Source organism: Microvenator marinus (assembly GCF_007993755.1).
Lineage (GTDB): Bacteria > Myxococcota_A > Bradymonadia > Bradymonadales > Bradymonadaceae > Allomicrovenator > Allomicrovenator marinus.
In genome coordinates, this window is the sequence record NZ_CP042467.1 from 1,627,999 (window position 1) to 1,646,399 (window position 18,401).

15 protein-coding genes are annotated in these 18,401 nt (G+C 55.0%); 6 read left to right on the top strand and 9 right to left on the bottom strand.

Annotated features, from left to right (window positions below):
- Positions 1 to 6 precede the first annotated feature (6 nt).
- The 4 genes from FRD01_RS06900 to FRD01_RS06915 all read right to left on the bottom strand — a co-directional run bounded on the left by FRD01_RS06900 (position 7) and on the right by FRD01_RS06915 (position 5,442).
- The gene (locus tag FRD01_RS06900; protein WP_146958658.1) at positions 7 to 918 is read right to left on the bottom strand and encodes a hypothetical protein; all 912 of its coding nucleotides are present in this window, start codon (positions 916 to 918) and stop codon (positions 7 to 9) included.
- Positions 915 to 2,597 carry a hypothetical protein gene (locus FRD01_RS06905; RefSeq protein WP_146958659.1) on the bottom strand — a complete coding sequence of 561 codons (1,683 nt, stop codon included), beginning with the start codon at positions 2,595 to 2,597 and terminating at the stop codon, positions 915 to 917. Before FRD01_RS06905 ends, FRD01_RS06900 begins: the two co-directional genes overlap by 4 nt.
- Before the next feature lie 95 nt (positions 2,598 to 2,692).
- A complete protein-coding gene (locus tag FRD01_RS06910; RefSeq protein ID WP_146958660.1) occupies positions 2,693 to 4,231 on the bottom strand; it encodes a 1-acyl-sn-glycerol-3-phosphate acyltransferase in 1,539 nt (512 codons plus the stop codon).
- Between the two features lie 26 nt (positions 4,232 to 4,257).
- Positions 4,258 to 5,442 (bottom strand): metallophosphoesterase, encoded by a 1,185-nt coding sequence (locus FRD01_RS06915; RefSeq protein WP_249756078.1) that lies wholly within the window; start codon positions 5,440 to 5,442, stop codon positions 4,258 to 4,260.
- Positions 5,443 to 5,559: 117 nt separating this feature from the next.
- Between FRD01_RS06915 and FRD01_RS06920 the strand changes: the two genes are divergently transcribed.
- From FRD01_RS06920 to FRD01_RS06945, 6 genes are all read left to right on the top strand, one after another.
- Entirely contained in the window at positions 5,560 to 6,576 is a 1,017-nt protein-coding gene (locus tag FRD01_RS06920) for a DUF4234 domain-containing protein (RefSeq protein WP_146958662.1), read from the top strand.
- 141 nt (positions 6,577 to 6,717) lie between these two features.
- Positions 6,718 to 8,322 (top strand): DUF1592 domain-containing protein, encoded by a 1,605-nt coding sequence (locus FRD01_RS06925; protein ID WP_249756079.1) that lies wholly within the window; start codon positions 6,718 to 6,720, stop codon positions 8,320 to 8,322.
- Entirely contained in the window at positions 8,319 to 9,698 is a 1,380-nt protein-coding gene (locus tag FRD01_RS06930) for a DUF1552 domain-containing protein (protein ID WP_146958664.1), read from the top strand. The genes FRD01_RS06925 and FRD01_RS06930 overlap by 4 nt, the downstream gene beginning before the upstream one ends.
- A 152-nt stretch (positions 9,699 to 9,850) precedes the next feature.
- Complete coding sequence (locus FRD01_RS06935) at positions 9,851 to 10,558, top strand: hypothetical protein (RefSeq protein ID WP_146958665.1); 708 nt, start codon at positions 9,851 to 9,853, stop codon at positions 10,556 to 10,558.
- Positions 10,558 to 11,637, top strand: coding sequence for a ketopantoate reductase family protein (locus tag FRD01_RS06940; RefSeq protein WP_249756080.1), 1,080 nt, complete (start codon positions 10,558 to 10,560; stop codon positions 11,635 to 11,637). Before FRD01_RS06935 ends, FRD01_RS06940 begins: the two co-directional genes overlap by 1 nt.
- Positions 11,634 to 12,482 carry a tRNA1(Val) (adenine(37)-N6)-methyltransferase gene (locus FRD01_RS06945; protein ID WP_146958667.1) on the top strand — a complete coding sequence of 283 codons (849 nt, stop codon included), beginning with the start codon at positions 11,634 to 11,636 and terminating at the stop codon, positions 12,480 to 12,482. Before FRD01_RS06940 ends, FRD01_RS06945 begins: the two co-directional genes overlap by 4 nt.
- Here FRD01_RS06945 and FRD01_RS06950 read toward each other — a convergent pair.
- The 5 genes from FRD01_RS06950 to FRD01_RS06970 are packed head-to-tail and all read right to left on the bottom strand — an operon-like array spanning position 12,454 to position 18,389.
- Positions 12,454 to 13,986, bottom strand: coding sequence for a B12-binding domain-containing radical SAM protein (locus FRD01_RS06950; protein WP_249756081.1), 1,533 nt, complete (start codon positions 13,984 to 13,986; stop codon positions 12,454 to 12,456). The genes FRD01_RS06945 and FRD01_RS06950 overlap by 29 nt on opposite strands.
- Positions 13,983 to 14,927, bottom strand: a complete 945-nt coding sequence (locus FRD01_RS06955; protein WP_146958668.1) for a DUF4340 domain-containing protein — start codon at positions 14,925 to 14,927, stop codon at positions 13,983 to 13,985. The genes FRD01_RS06950 and FRD01_RS06955 overlap by 4 nt, the downstream gene beginning before the upstream one ends.
- Positions 14,924 to 16,735, bottom strand: a complete 1,812-nt coding sequence (locus FRD01_RS06960; RefSeq protein WP_146958669.1) for a Gldg family protein — start codon at positions 16,733 to 16,735, stop codon at positions 14,924 to 14,926. Before FRD01_RS06960 ends, FRD01_RS06955 begins: the two co-directional genes overlap by 4 nt.
- Positions 16,732 to 17,460 carry an ABC transporter permease gene (locus FRD01_RS06965; protein WP_146958670.1) on the bottom strand — a complete coding sequence of 243 codons (729 nt, stop codon included), beginning with the start codon at positions 17,458 to 17,460 and terminating at the stop codon, positions 16,732 to 16,734. Before FRD01_RS06965 ends, FRD01_RS06960 begins: the two co-directional genes overlap by 4 nt.
- Positions 17,457 to 18,389: an ABC transporter ATP-binding protein gene (locus FRD01_RS06970; protein WP_146958671.1), complete on the bottom strand. Its 933-nt coding sequence runs from the start codon at positions 18,387 to 18,389 to the stop codon at positions 17,457 to 17,459. Before FRD01_RS06970 ends, FRD01_RS06965 begins: the two co-directional genes overlap by 4 nt.
- Positions 18,390 to 18,401 lie beyond the last annotated feature (12 nt).

Below are 18,401 nucleotides of genomic sequence, written 5' to 3' on the forward strand. Positions count from 1 at the left end.
ATGCGCCTATTCTTGAGGAGCTTCGGGCTCAAACGTGGCCATGACGGCCGGACGGACTGCATCCGTGATTTCGAACCAATAGAGATAAGGCTGGCCGCTCTTTTTGGCGAACTCAACCAAGGGTGCCGGCACGGCTTCTCGCAGCCCGGTATCCGCCCAACCGCTCATGGTGTAGGCGCCCCACTCACCATCCGAACACGCGTAACACGTACCTCCGAAGAAATGCGCCCTTAGAAGCCTCTCGCCGTTTTCGACTCGAACCTCAGCAGTCCCAAGCTCTAAATCGCCCTCAAACTCAGGGTCCTTCTGGATGATTTCTTCGCGTGCCGGCGCTGAGTCCACTTCCGGAACGATAGTGGCGACTGGCTTGAGCTCACCGGTCTCCAGGTCAAAGAGCTTGGCTTCGCAAGACGAGGATGGGTGGGCAGCACCGCAGGCATAGACATTCTGACACGCCTCAACGATGACGTAGTTTTCCCATTGTCCCTTCATTGCAAATTGCATGGAAGATTCGGTTTCAGGGCTGCTCATCACCTCGAACGGATAGACAACTTCCGCGTCTCGAAGCCTTGTGAAAACCGCACGGGATTTCGTCGCGGTACCCACACACTTGGAGGTGTCTTCGCCTTTCGTGTTGGCTTCCATATAGCAGCCACAATCCGCCTCCGGTTCCTGAGAACGCGTCTCATTGTAGAACCAGAGGTCCCCACCGCTGCTCAAGACCACATTCGAAAGCTGCCCTAAGAGCTCGCCATCTTGACCGAGAAGGCTTGTGGACACACCATCAGAGACCACCCAGCGCGCATCGTTGATGCCTGGAGCCTCAAGGCTTTGAGGCTCCGAAACGACCTGGGAAGTCGTGGAACAACCGACGAGAAATAGGAACGTCAGCGAAAGCAATGAGGCCGAGGTTTTCATGGTTGTCCTACGATCGGGGGAACGATGAGAAGTAGAGGTCTAGAGGCCGTCGTCCCATCGGCTCCCTGTGTTTGAAAACTTCCGCGAATCTCCTGAAGGGAGGCATTTCTCGGTACGAGCGTGTTCGGGGCGAACTCGAGCTTCCAACATAAATTGGTTCCAGCCACCACCGCGGGGAACGTCTCGGGGTAGGTGTCGTTGTCCGAGTCTTCGGTCGCAAGGACCGCACAGCCATTGGATGTGGTGTCGGCTTCAAGCCTCACTAGGAAATCACCGATATCCCCGGCGTCTCCTCCTTGTTCAACGATAGCGCCACGCGCCTCGAATTCGTGCCTTTCCAAAACGCCGCGAATCGCCAGCGGGAGCATCGCACCGAAGCCCGATGCCGCCCACGAATACACAAAGGGGAGACCTTGAGAATCAACACTACCTGCAGCGAGTGCCACAGCATTCAGAGTTGTTGCTGGTGTTGGATTGGAGGTTCCCGTGTCCGTGTCGTCATACAACGCTGCAAAATTAATGTTTTGACGCGCGAGCTCGGAGCCAGCAAAATTCGGCGTGAATGTTGAGCAACGCTGAAGATAGGCCGGATCGGTACTATCATCACACTGTTCACGCGCGTCAGAAATGTGCAGGTAGGTCTTGAATGCAGCTGGCCTAAAGCCGCCGCACCCCACACCACCTGCTGCACAATTCTTATCGGAGTTGGTACAGTTCACACCGTCGGCCACGCAGGCAATCGGCTGTGTGATGGATTCGTAGGCGCCACTCGCCGAGCCCGGGTCAATCGCTGCAACCGTGGCCGCAATATTGCCGTTGACTGACGACACATTTTGGAACGAATCGAGTTCAACCCAGCGGCCAAAGCCCCAATGCAAACTTCGCTCAACACACGGAAGGTTTGAGTCCACACAGAAGCCCGCTAAAGAACACATGCCCGAATTGCACTGCTCATCGGCCACGCAGTTGGTTCCGTTATCCTCGCAGAGAAGTGAGTCGTGCACGCCCTGCAAGACTTGCTCAACGACTTGGAAATCGTCGAACATCGAGCCTGAAGCGTCCATAGAGAGGTAGACATCGGCGTCTTGAATTCGCGGCTTAAGAGACACATCCACAGGGCTTAGTCGCGGCTGATCTGGAGCCATCATGACCACCACGATCCCCTGCGCCCTCAGATTCGATGAATCATCGAGTGGGTCGGTATTCGCATTGACCTCCAACACATCCCATTCGCCGTCACCATCGGTGTCTGAGGTAAGAGGTGAGGTGCCCGCGGCGAGCTCATCGGGATCCGAAAGTCCGTCGTTATCGCTGTCTAAGTCGAGATAGTCGGGAATCCCATCCCCGTCCGTGTCTTGGCCTGGCGCGCCCTCTTCCTCATTCGTGAGGCCGTCCGAATCCTCATCGCCAGCTGGATCGATCAAGGGTGGCAGATCGGGCTCCATGTCATCAGGCATATCGGGTTGTGCGAAGTCTACTTCCATGTCTGGCGAATCCATGTCGTCCAAACCCATATCGTCGGGCATATCCGGAAACGCCATATCCTCCATGTCCAACTCAGACATATCCTCCGCCTGGTCCGCCTCGTTCATATCAACGTCAGGTGTACCGGGTCCCTTCTTGAGAGGAGCGTCCGAACAAGCCGCCAACAAGACAGCCAAAATCATCCAATACTTCATAATCAATTCTCCACACGCTCTTTGAGATCGTTAGAGATACGTCTAGTTGACTCTCAGCCTGGATTCAATCAAACAACCCCAATCATCAGCAATATTCAGGTAGTCTCAGGTTCTTCGAGAAGGCCGGCTTCCTCGGCACTCAAAAACCTCTGTCGAAGCCCATCAAATTCCTTGAGGATGTTTTCTCGTTCTTCGCGAAGGCGTTTGACGAGGAGGGTCTCGGTTTGAAAGAGGGTTCTCGTCAAGATCCTGCTTCGATACCTCGAAAGCCTCGCGCGGTATCTCAGGAAGAAGAACCCGGTAACGGGTAGCGATGCGACCCAAATCGAAGCCAAAATCGGGTCCATGCCGCCAAAGAAAAATCCGGTCCAAAACGCCGAGTACCACGCGCCGAAAATGAAGATGCCTACAAAGAAACCCCAAATCGCTCGCATTGCCTCGTCCGGGGCCAGAAGCGCAAAATGTTTGGTCATGAGGTAAGGGAGCACATTCTGCACAAATCCCCAGACCGCCGGGATCGCAAAAAGGATTGCATAGATGGTCAGCTTGACGCCTTCCCTTCTTAGGGAGAGTGTCTCTGGCGGTCTGTCCAAGAACTCGTGGCGCAGTCGGACCTGCCGCAGGTGGTCTTTATACGTCCAAATCCGGACCTTCATCACATTGAACATGGCCGGATCGGCCTTCTCAAAGTAGCGCACGGCCTCGGCAATTCTGGTTTTGACCCAAAACCGCTCGTCTAGGTTCTCTTGAGGCTTTCGAGTGGAGCGGACCTCGTCGAGTAGCCAAGAGCGCAGCGATCGTTGCTCTCCGCTTCCCGCAAGCTCCTTGACGATCGCATCGTCATCTAAGTCGAGCTCGTCCGCGCGAAGCTCATCAAATGTGATACTCATCGTGCGTTCAGCCTCGATGCGCTCCTTCTCGATCGTGTCGAGGAGATGCCGGCCGTAGATTTGGTCGATGTCCTTGACCAGATCGAGAATCCGAACTCCCTGGATATGCGTCGCCGCGTCTTGAATGCATTCCTGAATCTTCTCGGTGAGTTGCCGTACAGCTTCGCGCTCGTCCTTCTGATGAAGCTCCGCGTAGTCCAAACACTCGATAGGCTCCGAAAATCGGACCAGAACCCGAGATAAAAACATGTCTCGGTCTTCAAAATTGAGGCCGACGGGTACGATTTTGACCGGCAACGTGTAGCCGGAGCGAGCCACGGCTCCGAGAGCAATTCGGGCGGTTCCGGTTTTAATTTCGAGGACTTCGCGCTCCTTTGAGTTTTGGCCCTCGGGGAAAATCCCAATTGCGCCGCCTTCGTCCAAGACGTCAAACGCGCGCCGGAAACTATCCTCGTTATTGGCCTTGTCCTTGGGGTTTCTGAAGACCGGAATCACACCGCACTGGTTGAAGACAAACGCCACGGCGGGATTCTTAAAGAGCCCACTCTTTGCCATGTATGAAATTTGCCGGGTGGTTCGCGAACCAAGAATCACCGTGTCCATCACGGAATTCGGGTGATTTGCCGCGAAGATAATCGGGCCTTCGGCCGGAATATGATGTCTGCCGGTGGCCTGTATATCCACATAAAAGAGGTCCACAGCAAGGCTGAGCGCCTGCCTCAAAGTCTTGTACATCCACGTCATTCCCCAAGACTACACCGACTTGTTTCCTAAGTCGACGCGGGCTCTGTCCCTGCGGACTTTAAAGTCAGAAGCGTGATCTCGGAGGGCGCAACTGTTCGATTGGGCGGCCCCCAAAAGCCTGTGCCTCGGCTCACATAGATCAGTGTGTCTAAGTGTTTGCCCAGGCCCGCATAGAACTCGTGCACAATCCCAACCACAAAATTCCACGGAAAGAATTGTCCACCGTGAGTATGGCCACTGATCTGCATCTTCCAGCCGGCCTTTGCCGCGTCATAAACGCTTCCAGGCTGGTGGGCGAGCAGCAGGCTAAAATCGTGTTGAGGCGCGTTGGCAATGGCCTTGAAGGGATCCGTTGAATGCCCAGCTGCCATACGCCCGGTTCTCAAGTCAGTCACACCGCCCACCAACAATCTGCCACCCTGCCGCTCGATCAAAGCGTGAGAGTTGATGAGGGCTCGAACCCCTAACGACTCCACATGCTCCACCCATTCTGGACCGTTCCAATAATAGTCGTGGTTACCGGTCACAAAAAACGTTCCATACGTAGACTTGAGTTGCCCAAGAGACGCCACCTCGTGACCCATATCGCTAACGCGAGCGTCCACCAAATCGCCCGTGATCGCCACGAGATCCGCGCCGAGCGAGTTCGTGCGCTCGACCACTGCTTCGAGCCATTTGCCCCGCAGGGTCGGACCAATATGTAAATCAGAAAGCTGCGCGACCCTCAGACCGTCTAGACCTGGCGCAAGCCTGGGCACCAAGACCTCCACCTCTTTAACATCCGGAACCTTGATCGCGTTGTGCAGCCCTACGCCAGTTGCCACACCGGTGGTCACAAAAGCCCCTAGATTAAAGCTCGATGTCAGAAACGCCCGTCGATCCTCGTCCACAACCTTGTGAACCCATCGCCTTGCGGCCCACGCACTCAAATCGCGCACCACGAAGAGCACGAACAAGAGCGCCACAAACCCCATCCCCGTATAAACCACAAAATTGAGCGCATGATACCAAACGCCTTGAGGCATCCCTCGACGTATCATCATCAGAATTGGCGCGAGCACACCGTGCAGCGCAATCACTCCCCACGCAATGCGCGCTGCGTGCCGAGTTCTCGTCAGAGTTCCAACGAGATGGCGCCCCAGATAGTAGTGCACGGCACCCCAAACGCCGATTACCAAGAGTCCACCGAGAATCATTCGAATCAATTCCATACAACCTCCAGTCGTCAGATGCGCGTACTCGGGCGGCGTTGCGTAAGTTGACGGTTTAGGCCGCTTGGCGTACGGTTCCGCCACAACATTTTGTTCACCCTTTTGACTGAGGCTACGATGATTAACTGTCCGAATTGTGGTGCTGAAAACGCCGACAACTCCAACCATTGCGGAAACTGCGGAACCAAGTTGCAGGCCGGAGGTGGAGCCAAAACCATGTTCGGTTTTGCTGCGATTTCACCCGAGGACATGAAGAAAGCTGCTGAAGAAGCCCGCGCTGCATCTGAAGCAGCGGCGGATAAGCCGAAACTTCAAAGCCCGACTCTTCCTACGCCATCAATTCCAGCACCGTCGTCACTCGGCGCCAAGCCGGCCGCGACTGAGGGAACGCCGAAATTCAACATCCCTGCTCCGTCTTCGCTAGGCGCCTCTGACGGCTCAGAGGTTCCTACGCAGATGACACCGGCTGTGGGCGCAGATGAAGACGACTTCGGCATCGGGGATACCCATACGCCTGAGGAATTGGCGCAGGCGAGCGCACAGCTTGAAAAAGAGCTTGGGGCGTCACACACCACGCAGCCCGAACCTGCTGTCACTGCTCCCGATCCTGCAGATGCATGGGGGGCACCAGCGTCGACCGCTCCCTCGGATGGTTGGGGAGCACCAGCTTCGTCCCTTCCTTCCGCAGCACCTGAGCCCGCTCAATCCTCAATGCAACCTTCTGGCGGCTTTGGCGGCGGAGGCGGTGGCGGATTTGGAGGCGGATTCTCGGGCAATAGTGCTGGCGTTGCAGGAGAGGTACGAAACCCAATCCAAGTTCAGCTCCTCGCGATGTTTACGTGTGGCTTTTACGCGCTCTATTTCACGTTCACCGTCATGAACGAGCTAAACGCCGCGTTGGCAGAAGAGAAGTACAATCCAATCAAAGAGTTCGCGCTCACCATGGTCACATGTGGTGCTTGGGGCATCTACCTCTGGTGGCGAATTGCCCAAGATATCGTGGAAGTTCAGAACCGTTGGGGCGTTCAACCTAAGTTCGATGCCATGATCCTCTTCATTTTGAACCTCGTCTATATTGGCCCCTGGGCAATCCAAGAGAGCCTTAACAACGCATGGGAAAACGGCCGAGGCTGATTCGGCATAGGGCGTTTGCCTTTGACCGCCATGGCAGATAAACTGCTGCCGTTGCAATGGACAAGTGGTGGCGCTTTGGGAACTCGAACCCTCCTTTTAATCATAGCATTTTCTGGTCTCGTCGCCTGCGATAGTGGGACGATGAACATGGAAGAACCACAGACTCCGATGGAGCCTGTGGAGCCCCGTATGCCGGGCTCTTTGAGCGAGTGCACTGATGATTCAGTGTTCGCGGATCAAGTGCCGATGCGGCTTCTGACGCGTTACGAGTACGACAATACCATTCGAGATCTCTTTGGTATCCAGACCACGATAGCCCGAGATAGTTTCCCAAAAGAGAACGCTGTTGCCGGATTTGAGAACAACTCGGATTCGCACAAAGTCAACCCGTTAATGATGCGCGAGCTCATGACGGCGGCAGAAACGTTGGCCCCCGAAGGCCGGCAATTCTTACTCGCAAAAGTCAGCTGCCAATCCAAGGACTCCGCGTGCGGACAAGAAGTGCTCGATCACCTTCTGCCACGCGCGTTTCGACGTCCGCTTTCTAAAGACGAGCGAGCGATTTTTGATGCGCTCTTCGAAGAACAATTCGCACTGGATGGCTTTGATTCCGCGATCGACCGTGTCATCGAAGCCACCCTGCTCTCGCCACAATTTCTCTACAGAATAGAGCTCAACGAGAATCGGGCTCCTGGCGACCTCGTTGCCGTAGATGCCTGGGAAATGGCATCGCGACTCTCATACTTCCTCTGGGGCTCCATGCCCGATGAAGAGCTGCTTCAATCTGCGTTGGACGGAAAACTCAGCGATCCAGAAGAAATTGAGTCCCAAACGCGACGTATGATCGCGGACCCCAAAGCGAGCGACCTGATCTTCGAATTCTACCGACAATGGCTCGGCCTTGGGGCGCTGGACACCATGGTGAAGGACGGCGCTCAGTACCCTGAGTGGAACGAGAGTATGAGTGCGGCGTGGAAGGCTAGCTTGCGTGCTTTCATCGACGACGTTCACCAAAATCGGCCGACCGTGGAAGCACTTTTGACTTCGACCACACTCCACCTCAATGCTGAATTGGCCCCTGTATACGGCATGCAGGCCGACGGAACGGGCATGACCGGCGTAGAGATGCCCGACGATCAACGCGCAGGCCTTCTCACACACCCAAGTGTGATGGCGCTCTTGGCCTACCCCTCGCAAAGCTCGCCGATTCACCGCGGGATCTTCGTGCGTGAACGACTTCTTTGCCAGAAACTGCCTTCGCCGCCGGATAATCTTGAGATCGAGCCACCGGACCCTAACCCCACCGCGACGACGCGAGAAATCTTCCAGCAGCATTCGGCAGACCCCGCCTGTTCCGCATGCCATCGCCTCATCGACCCGATTGGGCTTGGCTTCGAAAACTACGACTCTTTGGGACGATTTAGGACTACGGAACACGGCTTTGAGGTAGACGCCTCGGGCGCACTGACCAACACAGCAGACCGCTCGTTGGAGCAAGAGTTCTACGGCGCCGTTGAGCTTGCGGACATCTTGAAAGACGCTGAAGAGGTCAACGATTGTATCGCCGACCATTGGTTTACCTTTGCCAAAGGTCATCCCGAAAAGCAGGCCGATATGTGCTCTGCAGAAGCGATTCGCGAAGAGTTTAATCGCTCGGGTGGAAATTTTGACGACCTTCTCGTTGCTATTACCACGTCCGACGCATTCCGTTTCCGCACGCTTCAGGTCCAAGGAGAAACGCCATGATTCGTAACCGTGGCCTCACTAGACGCACATTCTTGAGAGGACTTGCCGGCTCAGCTCTGGCTCTGCCGCTCCTCGAAATGAACCTCGCGCGCAGTGCATTCGCTCAAGATATCATGAGCGCGGATGGGTTCCCGAAGCGCTTCATCTACTTCTTCCATCCGAACGGAACCATCCAAGACTCTTGGTGGCCGACCGCCGGCGGGTCAACTCGTGAATTCCAGATGTCTCGGATTCTCGAGCCCCTTGAGATGATGAAGCATAAGCTCATCATCCCAAAGGGAATCGAACTCAAATCGGGGTCGGGCGCAGTAGGCCCAGGCGAGCCTCATCAACGCGGCATGGGCACGCTTCTGAGCGGTTATCCGCTACAAGAAGGAAGCTTTGTCGGTGGTGATGGCTCGCTCGCCGGTTGGGGTGGCGGAGAGACTCTCGACCAGATACTCGCCGACCATATCGGGGCCCAAACCCCGTTTGGAAGCATTCAACTCGGTGTCAGATCCGACACGACGTCGCCCACGGCTGAGGTCCGCACTCGTATCAGCTACCGCGCCGCTGGAGAGCCCTTGCCTCCCATCAACGAGCCGCGCGTCGTGTTTGACCAACTTTTCTCCGATTTTGCCACGGCTCCCGACGAACTTCAGGAGGTTCGGGCCCGCAGAAAGTCTGTGCTCGACGCGGTGCGCGACCAATTCTCCACGCTCAACACAAGGGCCGGCTACGCCGACCGATTGCGCCTTGAGCAGCACATGGAGATCATCCGAGATTTGGAGGTTCGCCTGCAAAGCGAGGGCGTGAGCGGCCAGGCCTGTTACGCGCCCGAGCGCCCCGAAGAGCTCAACGCCGACCACGAAGATACAATGCCGGAGATCTCAGAACTTCAGATCGACCTGCTTGTGATGGCCATGGCCTGTGACCTGACGCGCGTCGGCTCGATACAGTACTCAAATGCAAAGAACCACATCCGTTTCCCCTGGCTCGAAAGCTTAGGTGACGGACACCAGCTCTCTCATGCTGGACCGTCCAACACGCGAGCCCACGAAGAGTGGATCGCACGTGATCGGTGGTTCGCGTCGCAGTTCAACTATCTCTTGACCAAACTCGACGCCATCCAAGAGGGCGACGGCACCATGTTGGACAACACGGTCATCCTCTGGATCAACGAGCTGAGCCAGGGCAATACCCACTCGCAAAATAACATGCCCTTTGTGCTCGCGGGCTCAGGTGGTGGCTTCTTCGACGTGGGTCAGTACATCGATTTCGGAAATGTGTCGCACACCGACCTGCTGGTGAATGTGCAACACTGTTTTGGAATTGATTCCGAGGTCTTTGGAGACCCGCGATTCTGCAACGGTCCCCTTGCGGGAATCACGCGCTAGACGCGTTAGTACTCATCTCTTTTATTCTACACTCAATTCGTGTAAGAACTCGCCGTGCGCAATCCCGAAATTGTTGAGTGTAAAAGTCTCGGTTTGGGATGGTTTGGAGGCTCGCGCACCGTGGTTTTTTTGGATGAGAAAGGGAGTAGCTTGTGGCGCACATCGACAACGAACATGATCTGGCACCTATCGTGCCACTCGATGTCATCAGGATGGAGCGGATGCTGGAAAAGCGGATCATCGAGGATTTGAATGTCGATGATTTTGAAGGCTTTATCTCAGTAAAACTCAGGTCTGTAACGGGCGAAGAGCTCTCTCCAGACGACCTTGAAATGGGCGAGGACGATGTTCAAGAGATTCTTGGAACTATTGCAGAAGCGTTGAGCGCGAGCATGTCCTCGGATGCTGAGCTACCCCAGATTGCAGAATGCGATTTTGTGGTCGCCCGCATGCGCTGCCATAAGTGTAAACATGTCTCGAAAGAAGACATCAGTACTCAATGTGAGACCTTTTTTCGTCACGAACCTGATGGTTCTTGGCTCAAAGTTGGGGATTGGGTCGGAACCCCAAGCCTCGAAGAGCGGCTCGACTATTACACCACCAGGTGCCCTGACGATGAGGTGATCCACATTCTCGAGGGGTGGGAATGCCCGAGATGTACTCACGTCAATTGGGCCGAGATCGTGGTTGAATCGGAACGAATTAAGAGTATCTGGTCGGTGGCTCTCAACAAGGAGAGCCTTGAGCGCGCGCATTTGATTTCTTCGGAATGTGTCGAGATCGCGAGCCAAATCGCACAGACGCCACCGTGGCAGCTCACTCCCGAAGACGTCCTCGACATCCTCAAAAACAACCTCTGATGCTTAAGGTTCAACACCCCAAAGTGCTGGTGATCGGTGCAGGGGCCGTCGGACAGGTCTACGGATACCACATGACTCGCGGTGGAGCCGAGGTCAGTGTCCTCGTTAAGCCCAAATATCGAGACGAGGCACTCGGGGGCTGGTCACTCAAGCAGCACCGCCTCTTTGGCATGTCCCAGAAGAGTTACCGTTGGGTGCCGCATCAGGTCTTCACATCGCTACGGGAAGCCAAGGGCATCTGGCATCAGGTATGGCTGGCCGTTCCTTCTCCAGCACTATCCGAGCCGTGGATTCAGGACCTCCAACATTGTGTGGGTGATGCTACGGTGGTGCTTTTGACCCCGGGAATCAACGACTTTCAGATTCTGGCCGAGCACTATCCGGCCAACAAAATCGTCTCGGGGATGATCTCGATGGTAAGCTACGCAGCCCCCCTACCCGGTCAAAATCTGGACAAGTGTACGGCATATTTCTTTCCGCCCTTCTCCCCTTCTCCCTTTCAAGGGCCGTCAGAAAGAGCAACCTCGGCAGCGGAGTTCTTACAACGGGGCGGCTGTCCTGCTTCGGTGGTCAAAGACGCACGCATCCAAGGCGCCTTGGCATCGTCGATCATGATGCCCATGATTGTAGGGCTCGAGCAGGAGGGCTGGGAGCTCAAGCGCTTCTTAAATTCGGCAACTTTTGACCTCTCTTTAGCGGCTGCAACACAGGCGCTGGCCATCGTGAAACGAGAGTTTGCGCTACAATCCACCAAAATCGAGCGCCTCATCAATCCAAAGCTCCTGAAATTCGGCCTGAGTATGGCGCCGGTCTTTGCACCGTTTCCTCTTGAGCCCTACCTTCAGGTTCATTTCACAAAGGTTCGAAGCCAAACCGACCAGATGATGCAGCGCTACATCATGCTCAGCGAAAGGCACGACTTGCCCGCGGCGAAGATTACGTCGCTCTATGCTCAGTGGCGCCGAGGCGAAGTTGCTGCGTCTCTTTCTCAGTCGTTTCCAGCCATCACGTCCGCCGACTCTTCGTTGGCGATTGGGGTTGTGAGTGCGGTAGGCCTTGATGAAGAGACAGAGCCGTGAAACGCCCAGCGATTTGCAACACAAATCCAGTCTTTAGAGGGTGGACAAAGCCAGGCCCTATCCCAGAGGTCCCGGAAGTCGTTGAGCTTCTAGAGGACGAGACCATCGACGCGCTCTGTGGCCATTTTCGTATTTTCCAACTTCGAGACGGCCATCGATTTTCGGCCGACGATATCTTGGTGGCCTGGTATGGGACATCCTGTGCCCCGAGTGTAAGAAACGTTCTCGATCTAGGAAGTGGGATCGGCACCGTTGCTATGACGGCGGCCTGGAGGCTACCACACGCGCGTTTTACCACGATTGAAGCTCAGACTCGGTCTATCGAACTCGCGCGCCGCTCTGTGGCCTATAACGGCCTTGAAGGTCGATTTGATTTGAGGTGCGGCGATTTCAGAGACCCCGAAGTCTTGCCCGCTGAAGAGACCTTTGACTTGATTCTCGGAAGCCCGCCGTACTGGCCAGCTACAGATGGCGTGGTCTCTGAACACCCGCAAAAAGCAGCGTGTCGGTTCGAGATGCGAGGAGATATCGCTGACTATGCACGAGTGGCGCACAGTCATTTGAATCCAGGCGGGCTCTTCGCCTGTGTTTTTCCAAGCGATCAACGCCAACGAGCGCTAGAGGCCGCTCACTCGGCAGATTTCCATCCCGTCAGATACAAACCCGTCTTCTTCGACGAGCGAAAGCCGCCAAGAATCGATCTTTGGGCGATGCATCGAAAAGAAGATTTGCCGGGTGATTTTCCACCACCGTGGGAAGAAGAGCCGATCATCATTCGCGCTGCTGACGGGAGCATTCACCCCATGTACAGCGCGCTTAAGCTGAGTTTCGGCTTTCCTCCCTAACGTGTCGGCTTTGCCGTTCTGGAAGCTCGGTGCGGGTCTTCTCAACGAGGTCTACCTGTTCGTCCCACGGTCTCAAAGGGTTGAGCATATCGCGGCGCCCTCCCCCTCTCCAATCGCGCAAAAGCGAGAGACCGACCTCGTCCACATCCGAATGGCGCTCGGATAAATAGTCCCAAAGAAACTCAAAGAGGCGCTTGAGAGCAATCTTGTGAGTCTGGCCGGTGGTTTCCCAAAGCCATGCTGCAAAAGTCCAAAAGTTTTCGAAAGGTTTCTCGCCGAGTAGCAGCGGTAGAGTATTTGGGAAATTGCCGGAATTCCCCACCAAATCCCAATACCGAGCAAAACGTTTGATATCCTGCAAGTCGGCAAAAGAGAGCTCAGAAGTTTTTAAGATCTCGTAAGGAATGACCGAGTCGTAGACCATGCCAAATTCTTCGGTATGTCGCGAAATTGGCGTTCCTCGAAGCCTCTTCAAAATGCCTACCTGAACCTCTTGAGGCCCCAGCGCGACAAGGCGTTCAAACCCCTTCCCGAACGACTCCAAACTCTCGCCCGGAAGACCTGCGATGAGGTCGGCGTGAACATGCACCCCGGTGCTCCTGAGCCAGTTCAAATTGTCCTCAAGCCTATCCAAGTTCTGCCGCCTCGAGATCAACTTGGAAACCTCTGGATTGAAGGTTTGGATACCAACTTCAAACTGCAAGACGCCTTCCGGGAACTGAGCGATGACCTCTCTCAACTGATCTGGAAGTCGGTCTGGTACCATTTCAAAGTGCACAAAAATGCCGGGTTTCCAGCGCTCCAAAAAGAAGCTCAGAATGCGCTGGCTGGTATCAATCTTCAGATTGAACGTGCGATCCACGAACTTAAACTGAGTCGCGCCGCGGGCCAAAAGTTGGTCCATCTCTGCCAGAAACTGGTCGAGGTCGAACGCACGAACAGATTTGTCGAGCGAAGAGAGGCAATACTCGCATTTGAAGGGGCAACCCCTCGACGCCTCAACATATAGAACTCGGTTGGCCAAGTCTTCGTCGCTATAGAGCCGATAAGGAGAGGCGAGTTGGTCTACCTCGAGAACTGGCGCGCTGAACACGGAGGCGGATACTTCTCCTCGTTTCAGATAATCCTCGCAAACCTCTCTGAAGAGAACCTCGCCCTCGCCCTTGATCAGTACATCCGCCGCCTCAACGATCGACTGCTCCTCCCACTCGTAGCTAACCTCAGGGCCACCGATAACGATCAAAATCTCTGGAGCAACGAGCTTCAGGATTCGGATCACGGCCTCTGTTTGAGTGGAGTTCCAGATGTAGACCCCAAAGCCCACGATTTTTGGTTGCTCCGCAAGAATCTGCTCCACGATATCCACGGGGCGTTCCTGAATCGTGAATTCCTTGAGAGCGCATTCCGACTCAAGGTCTCCGAGATTCGCCTTCAGATAGCGAAGTCCAAAAGACGCGTGAATATACTTGGAGTTTAGAGTGGCAAGAACGATTGGGTGGGTCACTGAACTGGCTCTTCAAGAGTCTTGAGGTCTTGTACCAGATCGCTGGCCAAAGCCATAGGAAGCTCGACAAGACCTCGAGTCAACGTGCTCTTAGCATACCAACTCTCCTTTTCACCTGCGTGCCGAAAGAGCTCAATATCGGAGACTTTCTTGCCCGCGTGAACGCGAACTTTGAGCGCGGTTTCCATGCCTTGAGGGGCCTTGGCGATGGAGCTCGTAGAGCGCATTCTTAAGAACTTATCGATCCACGCTTGTGCACTCGTCTCACGCTCTTCCGAGCCAGCACGCGCCCAGAAGGAAGCGGTTCTGTCCTCGCGATTTCGGTGCTCGAAGACTTTCGCAGGCTCTCCGATTTCAATCTTTTCAATGTCCCAGCTCTCGGTCTCAACGAGACGTCTCTCAGGAAGTCGCTCCTCCGCGCGCACCAACGGCCTGAGGGCGGCTCCAGACACTAGATAGACCTTGGAAGTACCCACGTCGCGCACGTAGTAATCACGATGCCCATAACCTTCTTTTCCAACCTCAAACTCGTAGGTTTTGCTGCCCTTCAATACGAGTTTTGCTTGAGCAGGTTTAAGACCGAATTCCTCAAGAAGCTCGTCGCTAGCCTCGATCTCTCGAGAGGCCATAAACGGAGCCAGATTAGAAACCACGGGCTCTACCGATGTTCCGGCCGTAAATGAAAGCGACTTTGACTCTTCTCCCTCAGTTTCCCTGAGAGACTCGACCCAAACATACTCACCGGCATCGTCATTTTTTCGGGTCAACACGACCCGATAGTCCTTCTCCTCATAGCGGATTTCCTGCCAAGACTTTTCGTCAAGATCGGCAAGGAGCACGCCGGTCTGCCGCGACTCATCATCTTCCCAAGTCCAACTGACCCAGGCGGCTGAGAGCGCGGCCACAAGCAATATCGAATAAATAATGGCCGTTCGTTTCATCCCCTACCTCCTCGACGTCGCACACGAATGAAGCCAACCATCAAAACGATAAGTGGAAACCCAAGCACGGTGAGATAGAACCAGCCTGCTTGCCCTTCACGGGTGTGTTGAATCCGAACATCTTCTTCGGACTCGGTACTTCCAGAATACGCCTCCGTCTTCGAAAGCCATCCGAGCGAATCCAAAAGGAATTGCTGATTACCTCGCGCGATGATTGCAAAATCGCTGAGCATGGTCGCGTCACCGGTAATAACTGCCCGATGCCCTGAAGAAGACTGGCTCGAAGCCATCACGAGTGGTCTTGCGAGACGCGTCTCTTTGGCGTCCGCGTTGAAGTCGAGATTGCCGTCGGACTCAAGCCATGTTTGAGCGCTGGTTCTCACGGTAGCCACGGCGTTGGCCTTGGAGTTCGGAATCGGCGCAAGGCTGCTCGCCCGAGAGAAAAGCATGCCCGAGGGTGATGTCGCGAGCACTGCGGTGGACTCGTGCGTGCTGAAAGACCCCGTGGTGATATTGAGCCGATCTAGCTTTCCTCCGGTGACCTGGACGACTTGCTGATCGCTGACCAACACCCCTTCTTCCTGCCTGATACCCAAAGTTTCGAGCAATGGTTCGAGCCCCACGCTCGTGACGAGTCCGTCCGGCTGCATCGGCTCAAGAGCCACAAACAAAGAGCCACCTCGGTCGACGTAGCGCTTCAGGGCATCGATCTCAGCCTGCAGGAAGGGTCGAGTTGGGCCGAGAATGGCCACCAGGGCCGCATCTTCAGGAACTTCCTCTCCGAGTCCGTCCTTCATGCCGAGATTCGAAACCCGAAATCCCGAGTATTCGAGGACTTGTTTGAATCCGCTGATTCGGCGGTTCTCAGGCTCAGCGCGGTCCCAACTCAGTTCGCCGTGACCTTCCGTGATGTAGGCTCGAAGCTCCCCGCGCGACAGAATCAAGAGGGCCTTGTGGACCTCTTGGTCGAGCTTTTTGAGGTTCGCCCGCGCTCTCTTGAGCTCGGTTCCAACTTCCACGAACTGGACCTTGGCGTCGGCCTCTTTCTCTTCGGCCTTGACGCTCAAGGCTATCGTTCCATTGTTCCTAACCCGCAATTCCTGTGCGAGCTTCGGATTTGCTGCCTGGTCGACCACTGAGACGCTTAGATTCGGCCCTTCCAAAGCCTCGAAGTATCTCAATAGCTCCGGTGTCACTTCGGAACTCGTAGGTTGGAAGACCACCACTTCCACTTTGGATTTCAAAGAGTTTACAATCGACTGAGTGGCAGTGCCTGCTTGTGATGTCTTGAAATACGAGTAGTCCCACGCCTTGGTATGCCGAGACGCGACGTAGTTCACGGGGAAAACGAGGGCAAAGCCAAGAGCAGCGATAAGGCCGTTCAAAGTCGCCTGTTCAAGACGCCTCTTTGGCATCATGACCGGGCTCTGGTCCACCGCTCTATCCAACGTGATGAGAGGTAACGTGGCTCCAAGCCAGACCAGTGGCCACGCCACACCCATAACTCCGCGCCATTTGATCTCCACACTGTCTGAGAGGCCGAGCAACGACGTAAAGTCACGAGTTGAAAGCGCATAGAGCACCAGAGACGCAATACCTACGGCGCTAAATGCCAGGAGCCTGCCATGCGCATCTCGTAGCGTGCCATTTGCTCCCTTTCTCGCGTTTGCCCGCAGGTAGAGGGCGAGCACGAGCGCGACTATGCCGAGCGCGTCTACGGCCCAGCGCGCTGGATAGGCACTCAATAGACGCTCACCCGCAAACACCGACCCCATTCCGAAAAGATAGACTAGCAATGATGCACTCATGCCCACCTCCTCGACTCAAACACACGAGTCGCCAGCATCAGAAAGACAAAGGTGACACTGCCAAAGAACACCAAATCGGCGCTCTCGATCCGACCTTCCATGAACGTGGTGCGGAAGTGCCGGTCAAAGAGACTTAGATACGAGAGAATCGCATTCAGCGGGGGATCGGTTAGCTTTGCCAGCAGCCAAGACACCAGCAAGAATACAGTGATGACGCCGCCGATTACCGCCGATACCAGCTGCGATTTTGAAAGAGTTGAGGCAAAGGTTCCGATCGCCACCGTGGCCGACCCCACCATTAGAAGTCCGAGATAACCCGCGAAGATATGCCCAACCGAGACCTTTCCGTTCACGAAGATCAGCGCAGGCATGTAGGCCGTAGACACGATCAACGTTCCAAGCACGGCCATTGAGCTAAGGTACTTTCCCAATACGACTTGCCAATCGGTGATCGGAGAGCTGTCCAAAAGTACAATGGTGTTGGTTTGTTTCTCTTCTGCGATAAGCCGCATCGTGAGCAAAATAGACGCGATGACCGTGGTTCCGAATGAGAAGTAAAAGAAATCCCTGAGAACCTCAAAGCTCAGACGAGCGCGGTCCGACATCGCAAAGGCGTTGAACAAAAGCCCATTGATCACCAAGATTACCGCCACGACGATATAGCCCCACATCGAATTCAGGTAGGTGTAGAGCTCTCGTCTGGCTACGAGCCAAATCCCTCTCATGCTGCCTCCTTTGTAAGTCCGAGGAAGACGCTTTCGAGCTCAGTGCTCGCCGCATCTTTGACCATTCGCACGCCGATATCCGAGGTCACGAGCGCCTTGATCACTTCTTCTCGTCTATCCTGGTCAGATCCAAGGAGCATCCGCAAAAGTCCGTCTTCCAAAACCTGACTTTCAATGACCTTCAACTCCGCAAACTCGCTCAGGACCTTGTCGACATCTTCACGGGTAGCCCGCAGGATGACCTCAAACGATGTGTTTGCCTCCATTTTCCCACGAAGCTCAACCTCGGTGCCATCAGCCACAATCTTGCCCTGATGAAGCACCAAAATTCGGTCGCAAGTCTGAGAGATCTCAGACAAAATATGGGAGCTCACGAGCACCGTACATTCAGTTTTCAGGCTTTTTAGAACTTCGCGCATTTCCACAATTTGCACAGGGTCCAAGCCAGAAATAGGCTCGTCCAAAATCACGAGCTTTGGCTTGTGGATGATGGCTTGAGCGATACCGACCCTCTTCTTAAACCCGTGCGAAAGTTCTTGGATCACGCGTTCTTTGACGGGTTCGAGCTGACACGTCTTGATCACGCCTGGAAGCCGCGCCATAGCGTCTGATTTCGACATGCCACGCATCTCGCCGCACCAAATCAAGAACTCATCTACGCGCATATCTTTGTGCAGCGGAGGGTCCTCAGGTAAGTAGCCGATATGACGACGAAACCCTTCTGACTCCGTCTCAATATTTTCACCCGAGAGCTTCACACTCCCATCACTTGGTTGAACCAGGCCCGCCAACATCTTTAGCACCGTGGACTTCCCGGCCCCGTTGAGTCCGAGAAAACCAACGATCACGTGTTCGGGGATGCTAAATTCCACATCTCGAACAGCCGCCAAGTTGCCGTAATACCTGGTGAGACCTTTGACCTCGATCATGGCTTCACCTCT